The 15521-nt window shown below is 36.4% G+C and carries 16 protein-coding genes; 6 read left to right on the top strand and 10 right to left on the bottom strand.

Annotated elements, in window-relative coordinates:
• Positions 1-400: 400 nt before the first annotated feature.
• The 3 genes from BFG57_RS07980 to BFG57_RS07970 form a co-directional block, all read right to left on the bottom strand.
• On the bottom strand, positions 401-781 hold the full coding sequence (locus BFG57_RS07980) for a DUF5412 family protein (protein WP_069716959.1): 381 nt from the start codon (positions 779-781) through the stop codon (positions 401-403).
• 42 nt (positions 782-823) lie between these two features.
• Positions 824-1366 carry a ribonuclease FAU-1 family protein gene (locus BFG57_RS07975; RefSeq protein ID WP_069716958.1) on the bottom strand — a complete coding sequence of 181 codons (543 nt, stop codon included), beginning with the start codon at positions 1364-1366 and terminating at the stop codon, positions 824-826.
• Positions 1367-1674: 308 nt separating this feature from the next.
• Positions 1675-2208 (bottom strand): GNAT family N-acetyltransferase, encoded by a 534-nt coding sequence (locus BFG57_RS07970; RefSeq protein WP_069716957.1) that lies wholly within the window; start codon positions 2206-2208, stop codon positions 1675-1677.
• Between the two features lie 540 nt (positions 2209-2748).
• Between BFG57_RS07970 and BFG57_RS07965 the strand changes: the two genes are divergently transcribed.
• Complete coding sequence (locus BFG57_RS07965) at positions 2749-3678, top strand: AraC family transcriptional regulator (RefSeq protein ID WP_069716956.1); 930 nt, start codon at positions 2749-2751, stop codon at positions 3676-3678.
• 160 nt (positions 3679-3838) lie between these two features.
• Here BFG57_RS07965 and BFG57_RS07960 read toward each other — a convergent pair whose 3' ends face one another.
• The 7 genes from BFG57_RS07960 to BFG57_RS07930 all read right to left on the bottom strand — a co-directional run bounded on the left by BFG57_RS07960 (position 3839) and on the right by BFG57_RS07930 (position 10388).
• The gene (locus tag BFG57_RS07960) at positions 3839-4147 is read right to left on the bottom strand and encodes an alpha-helical endospore appendage domain-containing protein (RefSeq protein ID WP_069716955.1); all 309 of its coding nucleotides are present in this window, start codon (positions 4145-4147) and stop codon (positions 3839-3841) included.
• Positions 4148-4455: 308 nt separating this feature from the next.
• Positions 4456-5076 carry a TetR/AcrR family transcriptional regulator gene (locus tag BFG57_RS07955; RefSeq protein WP_069716954.1) on the bottom strand — a complete coding sequence of 207 codons (621 nt, stop codon included), beginning with the start codon at positions 5074-5076 and terminating at the stop codon, positions 4456-4458.
• Complete coding sequence (locus BFG57_RS07950; protein WP_245676720.1) at positions 5030-6298, bottom strand: MFS transporter; 1269 nt, start codon at positions 6296-6298, stop codon at positions 5030-5032. The genes BFG57_RS07955 and BFG57_RS07950 overlap by 47 nt, the downstream gene beginning before the upstream one ends.
• 179 nt (positions 6299-6477) lie before the next feature.
• Positions 6478-7119, bottom strand: a complete 642-nt coding sequence (locus tag BFG57_RS07945; protein WP_069716953.1) for an SDR family oxidoreductase — start codon at positions 7117-7119, stop codon at positions 6478-6480.
• A gap of 29 nt (positions 7120-7148) precedes the next feature.
• Positions 7149-8156: an LLM class flavin-dependent oxidoreductase gene (locus tag BFG57_RS07940; RefSeq protein WP_069716952.1), complete on the bottom strand. Its 1008-nt coding sequence runs from the start codon at positions 8154-8156 to the stop codon at positions 7149-7151.
• A gap of 451 nt (positions 8157-8607) precedes the next feature.
• Complete coding sequence (locus BFG57_RS07935) at positions 8608-8985, bottom strand: VOC family protein (protein WP_069716951.1); 378 nt, start codon at positions 8983-8985, stop codon at positions 8608-8610.
• Between the two features lie 335 nt (positions 8986-9320).
• Positions 9321-10388, bottom strand: coding sequence for a spore coat kinase CotI (locus BFG57_RS07930; RefSeq protein WP_069716950.1), 1068 nt, complete (start codon positions 10386-10388; stop codon positions 9321-9323).
• 369 nt (positions 10389-10757) lie between these two features.
• On the opposite strand from BFG57_RS07930, the gene BFG57_RS07925 reads away from it, so the two are divergent.
• From BFG57_RS07925 to BFG57_RS07905, 5 genes are all read left to right on the top strand, one after another.
• Positions 10758-11897, top strand: coding sequence for a glycosyltransferase family 4 protein (locus BFG57_RS07925; protein WP_069716949.1), 1140 nt, complete (start codon positions 10758-10760; stop codon positions 11895-11897).
• 20 nt (positions 11898-11917) lie between these two features.
• Positions 11918-12967, top strand: coding sequence for a CotS family spore coat protein (locus BFG57_RS07920; protein WP_069716948.1), 1050 nt, complete (start codon positions 11918-11920; stop codon positions 12965-12967).
• On the top strand, positions 12968-13708 hold the full coding sequence (locus BFG57_RS07915) for a hypothetical protein (RefSeq protein WP_069716947.1): 741 nt from the start codon (positions 12968-12970) through the stop codon (positions 13706-13708).
• Between the two features lie 210 nt (positions 13709-13918).
• The gene (locus BFG57_RS07910) at positions 13919-14845 is read left to right on the top strand and encodes a right-handed parallel beta-helix repeat-containing protein (RefSeq protein ID WP_069716946.1); all 927 of its coding nucleotides are present in this window, start codon (positions 13919-13921) and stop codon (positions 14843-14845) included.
• 126 nt (positions 14846-14971) lie between these two features.
• A complete protein-coding gene (locus BFG57_RS07905; RefSeq protein WP_069716960.1) occupies positions 14972-15475 on the top strand; it encodes a GNAT family N-acetyltransferase in 504 nt (167 codons plus the stop codon).
• Positions 15476-15521 lie beyond the last annotated feature (46 nt).

The following is a 15521-nucleotide window of genomic DNA, read 5'->3' as shown; positions in this document are numbered from 1 at the left end:
AAAAAGAATAGCTTGACATATTATATTTCTCAAAAGTACTTTATCCTAAGAATGACAAGGTATATTCAAAAATATAATGTCAAGCAGCTGGTACTACCCTAATAAAATTTAAAAATAATAATACTTACTTTTTGTAAACTATCAATCACTTTAATAAATGTAAGTAATCTTACTTAATATTATAAAATTAAACTTGCATCAGTGGGGGTTTTTCATCATCCCCACTGATGCTTAGTTGAACCAATCAGGTAATGACTGACGCTTGTTACCACAAGGGTATGACCAAGGCCCTCTCACACTTAAACTTAGTTGATTCTCTTAAGTTTTGAAGTGGGAGTCTTAGCGTCAGTTGAAACGTGATAAAGTGAATTTACTCTTATCGCACTTAAAACGTGTTAAGTCAGCTTTGTTCATTGACCTCTTTCCCAGTTCTTACGTCTATGGTTTTCTGTTCACTAAATTCAGTACCCGATCGATTTTCGATATAAATCGTATGCTCATTTACCCATTCCATATCAAATCCTGTTCTACCTGGACCGTAATATATGGCATTAGTCTTGTTACTTTCATGATGATACGTAATCTCTACCCAGATGTTCACACCACCCGCTGCACCACCATAAGTTTCATAATAGGAATTTGCCGTGTATGCTCCAGTAGGGGAAGTGACTGGTCCGACATAAAGCTCTCCCTCATTAAACTGCGGACTAGTGAAATGGTAATATGCAAATATACTAATAACTGCTACGAAAAGCAGAAGTAGTTTATGTTTTCTTTTCATATGTTCAACCTACTATTATATATTTTTCCTAACTCAAATTATCTACTTTATAAAACGGACTAGCTGCTCGTGCTTAAACAATTTCTCAGCTTCAACTATTTTTTGTGGCAGTAGCGTATCAATTGAATGACATAATGACTTCAGAGCTTCTTGCACAAATCCATTCTCAAATTGTTCTAAAGGAACTGGTAATTCATGTTCGTCTAAAATAAAATAATCACCATTAGGAAGTACTAGAACATCAATAATTAAGTCTTCAAAGGATACAAACTCATGCGTATAATATGTATTTCTTACGATATTAAAATATGAACCTAAATAATCCCCTGTATGATTTCGCCAAATGTATAAATTATAAGGCTGATCTCTCCAGTAATATGCAATAGTATAACTGCCTTCAGGGATAGTTAATTCAGTATGATTTACTTTCATCGAAAACGAGTATGCTATTTTATGGAACAATATTACGGTTTGATTAAACGATTTTAGTAGCTTACAATCATGTTCCACAATTGTGCCATCGTAACAAACTTTTCTTTCTATAATATTGTCACCTTTTTGTAAAATCGGTCTGTTCTTAATCATACTTCCATTTCCTCATTCCAAAATAAAGTGAAACTTGCACCAATTGAGGTTTTCCTTCATCCCCACTGATGCAAGTTATGATTGACACTTCCCCTATTTAACAACGTTAACTCTTTTATGTTATCAAGTGAGGGTCTTAGTATCAGTTGACTCTTGATAAGCTCTAATCTGAAATAAACAAACTAGTGATATTTGAAAGACATGACGAATATGCTTACCATCCTATACTAGAAGATCCATATTCATAGAACAAGCCTTGCGACATATTCTAATTATTATAATAGCATCATCATGTTGAAGTATTTGGTTCACGACTTTTCAGGTATGAGCGCATATACATTCGTATCATATGGAACGTTATATTGATACATATAGTTTCTTAGAACACCTTCTTGTTCAAACCCTAATTTTGTTAAGAGCTTATTTGATGCATGATTTTCGGTAAAAACGACTGCTCCGATACGTGTTAAATTAAGCTCACGAAACCCGTATGATATTACTTCAGAAACAGCTTCTGTCGCATATCCTTTTCCCCAATGTTCAGGTAATAGCGCATATGCTATTTCTGCTCGACGATGTTCTGAAGACCAGTCATGAAACCCAATCGTTCCGATAATTCCTTCAGTTCCTTTTCTTTCAATGCCCCATTTAATTCCCTGCTTTTGCTTATAGTTCGCTGCAAAGTTCTTAATGATTTTTTTAACTTGTTCTACATCTGTAAGTGGATTTTGCCCGTAGAAACGTAAGACATCTTCATTAGAAAAACAGTTCAATATCCCTTGAGCATCGTCTTCCACTAATTCTCTCATGACTAACCGTTCTGATTCTAAATTAGGAAACATTCTCTTACACTCCTTTTATTGAAAAAGAAAAATCCGATCATCCAATACGGATATGTATACGAATTCCTCTCCCTCATTTTCTATAGATTACCATAAAATGAAAGTTCAATTAGCATTTTTTTCTTTATCCAATCTAATCCTTAGTTGAACAATCAGTAAATTACTGACGCTTGCTAGTACAAAGGCATAACCGAGACCCTCTCTCATATAAGCTTTTGGACTTTCCTTCGTTTTGAAATGAAAGTCTTACCCATATTTGAAACGAGATAATTGATCGATTTATAAAAAAAAGAACATTCCTAACATCACCATAGCAAGATTAGCAAAGCACTTCATTCAAGAAATTGCTAAAATAAAGGAAACTTCCATCTGTAGCCTCACTAATGAGTAGTTGAACAAATGAAGGTATTCCTGACACTTATGCTATACACGGGTATAACCAATGCCCTCCACTCACTTATAATCCTTATACTTTGAAGTCTAAGTCTTCTCATCAAGTGACACGTAATAAACGTTTACAAAGAAAAGGGGGATGAAACGATGGACAGTTCGATAAGCCAATCAACACGCCAAGAATACATTTCGCGTATAAACCTTGTACAAGATTATATTGAGAAAAACTTTGATCAAACATTTACCCTAGAAGAACTATCAGATATTGCAGGGTTCTCGAAATATCATTTTCATCGGATCTTCAGCAGCTTCATGAACGAAACACTCTATCACTACATCACAAGACAAAAACTCGAAAAAGCCGCAAACTATTTGCTTCATACTCCTCATAAGTCGATAACTGACATCGCATATGATTTAAGTTTTTCAAATTCAGCAATGTTTGCCCGCTCATTTAAAAAACATTATGGAATGAGTGCAACGACATATCGTTCAATGTATAGCAACAATAGGAAAGCTGGAGCAGTTCCTCCAACGTATAATGAAGCTGTAAAGACAAATGAATGGAGGAAAAGTGAAATGGAAATGACTTATAACGTTGATGTTGTTGATGTTGAGGAAATGACGGTTATGTATTTACGTCACGTAGGAGCATATTCAGAATTTGGTAAAGTGTTTCAAGAGATGATTAGTAAATTAGTAACGTCTGCTTCAGCAAAAGGGTTAGTGAATAATTTCGACATTAAACTAATTACAATTTATCACGACAACCCTAATATAACGGAAGAAAACAAATTACGAACGAGCGTTTGTTTAGTCATTCCAACAGATACGAACATAGATGATGACTTTGGTAAGATGACGATCCAATCGGGCAAATATGCTATTGGACAATTTGAAATTGATAATGGTACGCAACATGGAGATGCATGGAAATACCTTTACAGTGAATGGTTACCTCAAAGCGGTTACCAGCCAGATGATCGATCTAGCTTTGAAATGTATATGAATGATCCGAACACACATCCAGAAAAGAAACACTTCATCGATATCTATCTACCTGTCAAACCACTCTAACCACTACCTTATCTCAAGTAATCTCTATAACTAAATTAAACAATCCCACTCCAATGAAATGTTGCTCATAGAGTGGGATTCATGTTATTTCATACCAAGTTTTTTCTAAATAAGGATATGACCATGTGCAATCTTATTAACGAATTATCTACTGATTAACTTAATGTTTATCCTTCATTTCAAATAGTTTAATCACATTTTCAATTTTAAATTGAAGCAACATTTCCTTCTTAATTACAGTCTTTAACAAATCATTCACGTTATCATTTGTGTCCAGTAACTCATCAAGTGATATGCATTTATCTTCGAATTCTTTTACAGCTGCTTGAATTTTCTCTCCTTCAGCATTCATAATATGTGCTAAAGCAAGTTCTTCTTGCCCAACTGAAGCTAATAAAAATAGTAACACATCTTCCTTGTCGAACTCAGGCAGTCCATTAAATGGATTTGGAAAATTAGGCAAACTCATTGTCATTCTCTCCTTGTGGTTTAGATTATCGTACACTCTATACTATGAAAAATGCCTCAATGTGTTTGGGACGAATGACTATCTTGCAAGAAAAAAAAGCTGTGTGCAATATGGGATGCACACAGCTTCTACAAAGGGAGATGTCAGTCAAAAAAGGAATACCACTAATTCACTACTATAGTATGCTTTCACTTACAAAACGGAATGGACGTTTGTCATGTTTTCTCTTATTTTTCCCCTTTTAAGAACGTACAAGTAGAACTATGCGAAAAATAGACAGTATCACATACTCATACATTAACTTACTCTCAACTTTCCACTTCAAGTGCAAGTTTTAAATACTCAATAAACATCATTGACTGTTCCTGTAACTTCACATCTTCTTTCGAAAGAATGGCATAATCAAGTGCCAATCCGTCTATAAACGTTATAATCGAACGCGCTAATATGTCACTGCTATATTTGCGACTAAATTGCCCATTATCCTGACCAGATTGAATGACATCAGCATACAGTTTCAACCCATTCTCATATCGTTTTTCACCATACGTTCTTCTTCGTTCATCATTTCTACCTGTAATAAAAAACTCTAGCTTACTCGGTGCTAACGGATCCATCTCATCACTGGGTTTTCCATCATCACCGAATATACGTGCTAATAGTAACTCCCAATAGGATGTTACGTCCTCATTAAGCTGCTGCTCCATTTCGAATACTTCCTGAGTTAAATCCTCTGCTAAGATCGCTTCGAACAAATCTTCTTTATTCGAAAAGTAGTGATATAAACCTCCCCTGCTTACGTTAGCGTCATCCATTACATGTTTCATCGTTGCTCGTTCATAACCATGCTCAATAAACACTTTAGTTGCTGCTTGTAAAATTTTAGCTCGTCGTTCCTCGAGATGTTGCTTGCTCACTTTCGGAGACATCTCTCTCCCTCCGCTCTCTTTTACTTTTCATTGCTAATCCGATTAATGCCATTAGAATCAATAATGCTGCTGTCGTCATAAAGGTCGGAACAACCCCTACTACCGTGGACAACCATCCTCCAAGTATCGGACCGACGATCGTTGCTGTCGTTGTTACACTATTCATAACGCCAAACACTCTGCCTGTCATTTGAACTGGAGTTTCAAGCTGAATATAAGCTTGAAATGGCACAAATACTAAATTAATAGAAAACCCTGCCCATAAACCACATGACACAATCCAAACAACAGGATAACTCGTGTCAAAATATGTGAATACCCCCATCATACCAAAACCAATTCCGATTCCACAAACCCCAATCAACATCGTTACCATTGAATGTAATTGCGTTTTCTTAGCAAGCAGTATGCCAGAGAAGAACATTCCGATACCTGATGCCATCACGACATAACCGAACAAATTCGGAGTTGCATCCGATATCTCACGAATTAGCACGATTAGCTGAGAATCAGAAAGTTGTAATATTAACAAACTCATTCCTAAGAAGAACATTCCAACTAACATAGATGTGTTCGAACGAATAAATGATAAACCTAAGAGAAGATCTGTCTTAATTGATGTGCGATCTTTTTCAACGGTTTCTTCCACTTTGATCACATGTGTTGCTTTTGGTAACAATGCAATTAATACAGCAGAGATTAGAAATGTAGCTGAATCAATGTAAAAGACAAGCTTTGCACCGAAAACGAGAACGAATCCACCACTCAATAACGGTCCTAAAACTTTTGTAATCGAGTCAATTGCAGCGGAAATTGACATCGCACGCGTCATATGCTCTTCAGCAACTAATTCCTTCAATTTTCCATTTTTTGCAGGAATGAAAATGGTAGAAAATATACCGATTAACAGCAAACAAATATAAACAACTTCAATTGTTTCTGCCATTGATAACAGGAGAATGAGCAATGCACGAATGAGATCCGAAATGATCATTAACGCCTTTCGATTCATCCGATCTGCCACAACACCTGCTAAAGGACCGAAGATAACCATCGGAAGTGCTAAGCACAATATAACGAATGATACTTCCATCGGAGTCGCATTCCACTTCAACCCAACTAGCGTAATAATTGCGACGATGCTTAACCAATCTCCAATACTTGAAATCAATTGAGCAAACATCAATGTAATATACCCCTTATTTCTCGCTAACTCTTTCACCTTAATCCCTCCCAAGTATTTAAACTAAATAAAAAAGACACCTATGTCGTTTTATTTATTATACCGACATCAGTGTCTTTTTTAAAGTGTATTTCAAAAAAAAGACGAAACGCCAAGTTGAGCGTTTCGTCTACACTATTTTCTATTCCGTTACATACCAATTGTTCTATGATACGAAATTAAAATGTATGCAATGCATCTGAAATTTCTGTTTCACCCGATAGGACGTCAAACGTACGTCTATACGTATTCTCCTCTGCAACTGTTATCGCTAACAAACGAGCAACATCTTCACGAGGAATCGACTTACTGTTTGATGTTTGAATTTTTGATTCGATTAGCACATTGTCTGTTCGAATTTCATTCGTTAACGGTCCTGGACGTACAATCGTATAATTAAGGTTCGTTGTTCGTAGATACGCATCAGCACGCCCTTTTGCATACAGATAAGGCTGTAATGCTTTCGGTCCAGCTTTCGGTTCATCTGCACTCATTGAACTTAGCAGAATAAAACGTTTGACCCCGAATCTATTCGCTAGATCGATAGCAGATATTGCACCTTCTTGGTCAATGACAATCGTTTTATCAAGGCCTGTATGTGGACCTGATCCAGCTGCGAACATAACAGCATCAACACCATAATATGCGTGTGAAAAATCCTTTTCTAAATCTGCGATAACTGTCTTCACACCTAACTTTTCGAAATGAGGAATTTGGTCTGTATTTCTCAGCATCGCAACAGGCTCATGACCTTCTTCTTTCAAAAACTCAATTGCACGTTTTGCAATCTTCCCATTTGCACCAATTACTAATACTTTCATGAACAATTCCCCCTTATTGGATTTTGCGCTTAAAATCGTTTTTGTAAATCAAATGCCTCTGCAATTAATTGATATGACTTCACTCTTGTTTCAAATGGATCTGAAATTGTATTAACCATCACTTCATTCGCTTCATATTCTTCACTTAATTGTAAAATCTGTTCTTTCACTTGTTCTTGATTTCCAATAATCATGCGCTTACGATTTTCCTTAATGCGAGCTTCATCGAAGAATGTATATGGATAGCTTTTCACTTCATCAAGCGTTGGGAAACCACTACGTTCCTCTCCTTTTTCACCTTTTAATATCGCAAGGTCTAATCCTTTTGCAAGTTCTTCTGCTTCTTGTTCTGTTTCTGCACATATTGTAAAAACAGAAACGGTTGCTTTTGGCTCTTGATTTAATTGTGACGGTTGGAACTGTTGGCGATATGCCTTTGTCGCCTGCTGACCACCATTACCATTAATAAAGTGTGCAAACATAAACGGCGTACCCATTTGAGATGCGAGCATCGCGCTTGAACCACTTGAGCCAAGTAGCCATATTTCTGGCATTGTTTCACTTAGAGGCGTAGCATACACATTCATTTCATACGGATCTTGCCCACGTAAATACGCAATTAACGCTTGCACTTGCTCTGGATAACGTGAAGCATCCCGATGGTTCCCATCATGAAGAGCACGACCGACATTTGGCATGCCACCTGGTGCGCGACCAATACCGAGATCGATACGTCCAGGATGCAGTGCTTCTAACACACGGAACATCTCTGCTACTTTATACGCACTATAGTGCGGTAGCATGATCCCACCTGTTCCAATCCTCATCTCTGATGTATGTGCTGCTAAATGAGCGACTAATATTTCTGGAGCTGAACCAGCTAAACTTCTTGTACTATGATGCTCTGACACCCAGAAACGATGATAACCTAATCGTTCTGCTTCCTTTGCTAATAATGTTGTATGTTCAAATGCTTCATTCACATTCGTTCCGTTAAGAACGGGAGTTTGATCGAGTATACTTAATTTCAACGTCATAACTTATCCTCACCTAACATTTAGATTACTTCTATTATCTTACACAATTATATGATGCGCAAATAAATTGCTCACAATATATTGTGTAGGAGCTAAAACAACGACTAGAACCGTTATCACTGCTTTAATCACATATCGGATACAGTTACCTTTTTAACTTTCTAAACACTATTAAGTATATTCACACAATAATAACCTAATTATCATTTCATCTTATGTTTTTCTAAAAAATGAATATCTATGACATGCATGAAAACAGTTACGTAACAAACTTGTGCAGCACGTTCTTAACCTACACAAAAAACACATTATAATCCTCGAAAGAATTGTAATGTGTGAGATAGTGATTGTCCGAGGCAACTGTTCTAATTTTGAGATGAAACCTTTGTCCATATTAGTTTGCTCTATTTCCCCCTAAAAATGAGTCAATTCTCCGAACTGACTCTTACTCCTAATACTTTTGATTTATTACCCATACATGATTGTACTTATCAGAAAAAACTGCATTTTTCGCTGGAATTTCTGGGAAGTCTTGAATAGGGGAAATTACTTTCCCACCCTCTCTAACTACATTATCAAAATACATTTCAATATCATCAACAATAAGATTTAACCATAAAGAACCTGTCCCAACTTCTGCAGGAGCAATTAATCCATATTCTTTGTTTTCATTTAAGACTCTAATTTCTGTATCACCTAGTTTCATTATTGTCTCATTCATTTCAGTCGTTTCATCAGTTTTTGACATTATTTCAGCTTTTAGTAATTTATCATAATACTCACTAGCTTGTTTTGCATTACTGACAACCATGTTAACTTCTACTCTCATTAATACACCTTCCTTTTCATTTTTTAATCCTATATAAAAAACATTCCCTTTGACTATTTTAATATGATAAATTTTACTATATTTTTTGCTAATGAAAAAACAATAAAGTTTACGAAAACAGCTTTTTTTTAAATATGGAAGTGAGTCTATAGAAGCTATTGATTCATGTTGTTTAAACGAAGAACTGAAAATACCAACACATATTTCTTCACATATAAAAAACACACAAAAATTCTAAGCTGAATTCTCATGTGCTTTTCAATATGTTTTTAATTTTCCTCAACGATAACAGTTAATTAGGATCCAATCGTTGTTTTTTAGAACTAATCAGATGTTTATTGCATTAGCTTGCGAATCGCTTCGTTTTTAATATACTCGAAATCAATTGCTTCTTGTAATTCAGAAGGGAAAAGCTCTGTTTTTCGAACATATTTCTCTCTGATTACGTCGTACAATTCGTATGGGAATAACATGTCAATATACATGACTTGCTTCTGTTCAGCCGTTAATGGTGTGACCGTTTCATACGAATCAATCATCATGTTAAACTCTTCGTCATTCCAAGTTACTGTCGTATCCATTAATGGAATGATAATCTTCCTTAAATCACGAATAGGTAGATCATATGAAACCGTATCTAAATCAATTACCCAAATATCTCCATCAGGTCCTAATAACGTATTACCCGTCCCATAATCTTGGTGACAAAGGATTGGTGCTTGATGTTGTTCTGCTACCCAAACTTTGTAATGTGAATTCATTAACTCATCGAGAATTTTCCAACCATCTTCAATAATTGGATCAATTTGTTGTAAATAGATTTGTGAGAATTCGTCATCTGGAAGTCGCTGTGCTGCTAATTTCCATGTTTCCATCTGTTGTAACCTTTTAATATAATGATTTGGCCATCGTCCTAATTTCCTGAAGATCGGCACACCTTCTGGAGGTTCATAGCCAATTGACCATTGATGAAATTCCGCTAATCCCTTCATCATCATCTGCACATCTTCAGGGTTTGTAAATTCAAACGGTGTTCCGTCTATCCAGTCATAAACTACAAACAAAAACGGTCCATGTTTTGTATAAAGCTGTTCAGCCTTATTCCGAATAATACCAGGGACACGAGCACCACTCTCCGCCAAATAATGTTGCGCATTAATTGAAAATAACGCCTTTTTCTCAGGTCGATGAATACGTTTTAAACAGATCGGTCCCTCACTCGTATGAATTTTCCAAACTAACGCCATTTGTCCACCTTGTATTACATCAATGTCATGAACAGTGACATCCCAGCTCTGAATGATAAACTCCGCAAGACTTTTTAATCTGGCTTCTTCTTCTGGGGTAAGAACATACTCTTCTTCACTAAGATTTAATAAGTTTACTTCTGACTCTATATTCATCCGTTCACCATCCTGTTCTATTCAACTTTCCCTTTGTCCATCAATAAAAAGTGCCGAAATAGTAAAAGCCTTCAATAATGAACCAACATACTAATTTAATTATCACGCTTTCTATTAACGTATGAATGAACCTCATCATTTGCCCTAGTTGAACGCCCCATTATGAAACAGTGTTTCAAATAATCGGACAAACTTAACTTTTATCCATATAAAATTGGAGTATAGTTCACTCTCTTTACATCAATATCAAGACATCACAAGTCAATCGCCCTTTTTCATCTTTCTCAGTAGTTACTAGCACAATAGCCTCGCATGTCTCGTACTCTGTAAAAAAAGGGTACTATTACCTGAATAATATGGAGGTAACCTATGAAAATTGCGTTAATTGCTACAGAGAAGTTACCTGTCCCTGCTGTTAAAGGGGGCGCTATTCAAATCTACCTTGATGCTGTTGCACAAATTATTAAGCAAAAACATGAAGTAACTATATTCTCAATTACACACCCAGACTTAGCAGATAATGAACAGAATAACGGCGTTCATTACGTCCGATTTCCTGAAAAGCAATATGTTAATTCGATTGTTAACTACGTAAAAGATGCTTCATTTGATGTTATTCATGTGTGCAACCGTCCATTATGGATCAAACAAATTCATGATGCTTCTCCTCGCTCAAAGCTTGTGTTAAGTGTCCACAATGAAATGTTTGCAAATGAAAAAATCAGTGATGCTGAGGGAGATGAATGTGTTTCACTCGTCTCACAAATTGTTACAGTGAGTGATTACATCGGCGAAACAATTACAAGTCGATTTCCTCAAGCAAAGTCAAAAGTACAAACCGTCTATTCAGGCGTTGATGTGAATAAATTTCATCCTGCATGGACGAAAGAAGGAAGTGCAGCAAAGAAAAACGTTCGTCAAAAATTAGATTTGGCTAATAAGAAGGTCATCTTATTTGTAGGTCGACTAAGTAAAGTTAAAGGCCCACATATTTTACTTCAAGCTTTGCCACAAATTATCGATAAACACCCAGATGCTGTGATGGTTTTCATCGGTTCAAAATGGTTTGGTGAAGACAACATTAACAATTATGTAAAGCATCTCTATACACTCGGAGCGAAATACGCTGATCATGTACGATTTATTAAATTCGTTAAACCTAGTGAAATTTCAAGTCTATTTACGATGTCAGATGTATTCGTTTGCTCATCACAATGGCAAGAACCATTAGCGAGGGTTCACTACGAAGCGATGGCATGTGGTTTACCGATGATCACAAGTAATAGAGGCGGAAACCCCGAAGTGATTAACGAAGGTAAAAACGGCATGGTCATCACAGACTTTGAAAACCCTAGCGCATATGCAGGGGCGATTAATTCCTTGTTAAACAGTAGTAACAAATGCGAGCAAATGGGACGAAACGGAAGATCGGTCGTTGAGAAGGGCTTTCGTTGGGAGCATGTTGCACACAACTTACAAACCGTCTATGAAAATAGTGCGAAATTATAAATAGAAAGGTGGCCAAACTAATGCAACTCGAAGATGATAACATCCTTAAACGAGTCCTTGATTGCTATTCAATTCAAGTTGAAAACGTAAAGTTACTCACGAGTAAGAGTGGTCGAACGACATGGCTTATTGAAACATCCGATGGTGAAAAAATATTAAAAAATGCTCAAATGAAACCGACGCGTATGCTCTTCATTGCAGAAGCACATGAACACTTGCACAATAACGGACTTCCAATTGCCAAAATCCATCGCACAACCCAGGGAGGTTTATGTGTTGGTGTGGAGGATTCAGCTTTTGTCCTCTATGATAAGGTTGATGGAAACGAAGTCATCTATTATGACAAAGAACAATTAACGAGAACGATGAAATTCATGGCACAATTTCACACAAACTCACAAGGATTTGTTCATAGTGATGAAAGTAAAAAACGTGGTCGAATCGGCAAATGGCAAAAGCTCTATCGGTGGAAACTGCAAGAATTAGAAGGTAACAAAAGCATTGCCCAAGGGCTTCCGTTAGACCCATTTTCACTCATGTTCTTATCTCATGTTGATAAGATGTTAGAAAGAGGTAGACAGTCTTTAATGGAATTAGACGAAGCTGCTTATCAAAACTGGTCGAAAGAATGGATCGAAGCAAAAGGATTTTGCCAACAGGATTTTACAATGGCACGATTAATTGATACAGAAGATGACCTGTTCATGAGAGAGCTTCATTCAATTACAATCGATCTGCCTTCACGTGACATTCGGATGTTAATGAACAAAGTCATGAAAAAGTTATCGATTTGGGATACAGACTTAGCCATTCAAATGTTGCAAGCTTACGACTCTATTAATCCATTAACTGAGGATCAATATAAAGTGTTATGGACAGACTTAAAATTCCCTCATTTGTTCTGCTCTATTATTCATAAATACTATTTAGGACAAAAGGTATCGTGGTCAGATGAAAAATACATTTGGGCATTGCAAAACATTATTGCCGTAGAAAATTCCAAAGCAGAGTTTACCGATCAATTCCATAGCTTAGTACCTCTCATTAAAGAAAAGAAGGAGGATTCGTAAATGGCTGAAAAACGTGAAGAAACTAACAAAATTCCAACCGTTAACATCGATACGTTTACATTCTCTCCCCCTGGACCAATGGGCTGGAGTTCGATCGAGTATGAACAATTATTAGATAATCCTGAACATTTTTTCCAAGCAAATGAAGGTACTAACTCATCGTCAGAACAGCAAAACCAACTCGTTGTCGAACTGCCAAGCTTACCTGAAAACAGACAACCAATTTCAGAATTAGGCACTAACATGACACCGGAAGAGCACTTAACTCCACAATCTGAAGAAAATCCATCTACTACAGGTGAAAGCGATGAGACAGAAATGACAGTCGATATTCCGTCTAATGACAATATACCACCTCCAACTGAACAGACCGCAACAACTGAGGATGCACATACTACTCAAGATGATGACACATCGATAGAAACTGACCTTCTTGCAGATGAATTATCAGAAGGCGATGATCCAGTTGAACATCTTGATAGCTTAACTGAACTAGATGAACCTGCTCATCTTGAAGTTGAGGATGACAATAGTCAGACTGAGCACGTTGAATCTATCAGTTCATCACTTTCAACAACATCAATGGACGATATTGAAATTGGCATTGATATTGATTTATCAAATAGTAACCCTAACATGCTATCAAACACTCAAGCAGTGAATAAACGACAATACACAGTTGACATAGGGCAAGGATTAGTATTAGAAGTTGAAGTAGAGGCATATATTCGTGAGAAATAATACGCTTATTTAAGCGTTCGTCTTAATTGTCATTCAAGGATATGATCTAACAAAAGAACCTGAAATGCGGTATATTTCCACCCTTCAGGTTCTTCGTTCTATTTTTACACTCTGCAAAATAAGCATCCATTTCTATGTAACGTACAAGCAAACGTAGTCCACCTTTCATAAAATATTGTAACTTCGAATGATAAGAAAGGTGTGTACAAAATGGCGATTCGTGTTGTGCCAACTGAATTTGCAACGGTGCAAGCTGCAATAGATGCTGCTGTTGCTGGTGATAGCATTCAAATCTTAGCTGGTACGTTTGATGGCTTTGAAGTAACAAAAGAACGATTGAAAATATTCGGGTGTGGAATTAGGAAGACGATTATCGCTGGAACACCTGCAAATATTTCAGGTGATGGTGTGCTTGTAAGTGCGAATCAAACGATATTACAAGATTTTACGGTACAAGGATTTGATTTGAATGGGAATAATGTATCTTCTAATAACAATGTAATCGTTAACGTTGAATCTTCTTTTAATGGAGATAATGGATTTGAATTCTTTGGAGAAAAAAATTTAATCATTAACTGCTTACTTTTGCTTAACTCTGTTCAAGGAATCGAGACTACTGGAGATCGTAATTTTATCATTAAGTGTGAAAGCACTCAAAATAAAGGTGAAGGGTTTGAAATTGACAGTGATTGCAACAAATTAATTAAAAGTCTTGCCAAAGAAAATTTTGCTGATGGGATTGATATTGACGATGAACGCAGTTTTAATACGATATTTGGTAATACATCGATAAAAAATAAAGGTGATGGAATTGAATTTGATGATGATGCCGATTTCAATAACGTGATTGCTAACTTAATTTGTAATAACGGTCAGAGTGGAATAGAAATTGAAGCGTTGGATGATGAGATAACCTCTAGAAATGTAATTGATTCTAATATTATACGTAACAACGGACCTGAAGATGATGGTTCTGGTATTTTGATACGAAATTTTGCAAGAAATAACAGTATCCGTTTCAATAAACTTAAAGATAACACTCCGTTTGATATTGAAACTCAAGGAGACTCTGCTGATGAAAACACATTTGATGGCAACATATGCGAAAACAGCTCCCCTCCTAACTTGTGTACGTGATAACTCTCCAATGTTGCAGGAGAGTTTTTTGTCGTAGTAGAAGGAAACTACATAACTTATGATAGAAGATAGTAATCATCTAATATAATAGAAATTAAAATTTATAAAGAGAAAGTTGGTGTGAGCATGGAAAATAAAGTTTACATAGACAACATGCAATCAGAGGATTGGGAACAAGTTAAAGCAATCTATCTCGAAGGGATAGCTACTGGCAATGCTACTTTTCAACAACAAGCTCCTTCTTGGGAGGAATGGGATCAAAGTCACTCATTAGATTGTCGAATAGTAGCACGTTCAGAAGGAAACGTGGTTGGATGGGCTGCATTAAGCCCTGTCTCTAGTCGTTGTGTATATGGTGGAGTTGCTGAAGTAAGTGTATATGTTAGTGGGAGTCATATGGGCAAAGGTATTGGTAATGTACTATTGAGTTCCTTGATCGAAATAAGTGAACAGAATGGATATTGGACGTTACAATCTGGAATCTTCCCCGAAAATAAAGGAAGTATTCACTTACACATTAAGAATGGATTTCGTGAGGTTGGAAGACGAGAGCGTATTGGTAAGATGGATGGCATGTGGCGTGATACGATCTTATTTGAGCGAAGAAGTCCAACAGTTGGTATGGATTGAACAATTTAATGAAGCAAGCATAAAGTGGTTTATGTAGAAATGGAAC

This window comes from Bacillus solimangrovi, assembly GCF_001742425.1.
Lineage (GTDB): Bacteria > Bacillota > Bacilli > Bacillales > Bacillaceae_N > Bacillus_AV > Bacillus_AV solimangrovi.
The sequence above is the reverse complement of the archived record's forward strand: the minus strand, read 5'-3'. Positions and strand labels throughout refer to the sequence as shown.

Bases quoted from the DNA above. Each gene is read 5' to 3' on its own strand.
- BFG57_RS07980 (WP_069716959.1), bottom strand. From the start codon at position 781: ATGAAAAGAAAACATAAACTACTTCTGCTTTTCGTAGCAGTTATTAGT.
- BFG57_RS07975 (WP_069716958.1), bottom strand. From the start codon at position 1,366: ATGATTAAGAACAGACCGATTTTACAAAAAGGTGACAATATTATAGAA.
- BFG57_RS07970 (WP_069716957.1), bottom strand. From the start codon at position 2,208: ATGTTTCCTAATTTAGAATCAGAACGGTTAGTCATGAGAGAATTAGTG.
- BFG57_RS07965 (WP_069716956.1), top strand. From the start codon at position 2,749: ATGGACAGTTCGATAAGCCAATCAACACGCCAAGAATACATTTCGCGT.
- BFG57_RS07960 (WP_069716955.1), bottom strand. From the start codon at position 4,147: ATGAGTTTGCCTAATTTTCCAAATCCATTTAATGGACTGCCTGAGTTC.
- BFG57_RS07955 (WP_069716954.1), bottom strand. From the start codon at position 5,076: ATGTCTCCGAAAGTGAGCAAGCAACATCTCGAGGAACGACGAGCTAAA.
- BFG57_RS07945 (WP_069716953.1), bottom strand. From the start codon at position 7,119: ATGAAAGTATTAGTAATTGGTGCAAATGGGAAGATTGCAAAACGTGCA.
- BFG57_RS07940 (WP_069716952.1), bottom strand. From the start codon at position 8,156: ATGACGTTGAAATTAAGTATACTCGATCAAACTCCCGTTCTTAACGGA.
- BFG57_RS07935 (WP_069716951.1), bottom strand. From the start codon at position 8,985: ATGAGAGTAGAAGTTAACATGGTTGTCAGTAATGCAAAACAAGCTAGT.
- BFG57_RS07930 (WP_069716950.1), bottom strand. From the start codon at position 10,388: ATGAATATAGAGTCAGAAGTAAACTTATTAAATCTTAGTGAAGAAGAG.
- BFG57_RS07925 (WP_069716949.1), top strand. From the start codon at position 10,758: ATGAAAATTGCGTTAATTGCTACAGAGAAGTTACCTGTCCCTGCTGTT.
- BFG57_RS07920 (WP_069716948.1), top strand. From the start codon at position 11,918: ATGCAACTCGAAGATGATAACATCCTTAAACGAGTCCTTGATTGCTAT.
- BFG57_RS07915 (WP_069716947.1), top strand. From the start codon at position 12,968: ATGGCTGAAAAACGTGAAGAAACTAACAAAATTCCAACCGTTAACATC.
- BFG57_RS07910 (WP_069716946.1), top strand. From the start codon at position 13,919: ATGGCGATTCGTGTTGTGCCAACTGAATTTGCAACGGTGCAAGCTGCA.
- BFG57_RS07905 (WP_069716960.1), top strand. From the start codon at position 14,972: ATGGAAAATAAAGTTTACATAGACAACATGCAATCAGAGGATTGGGAA.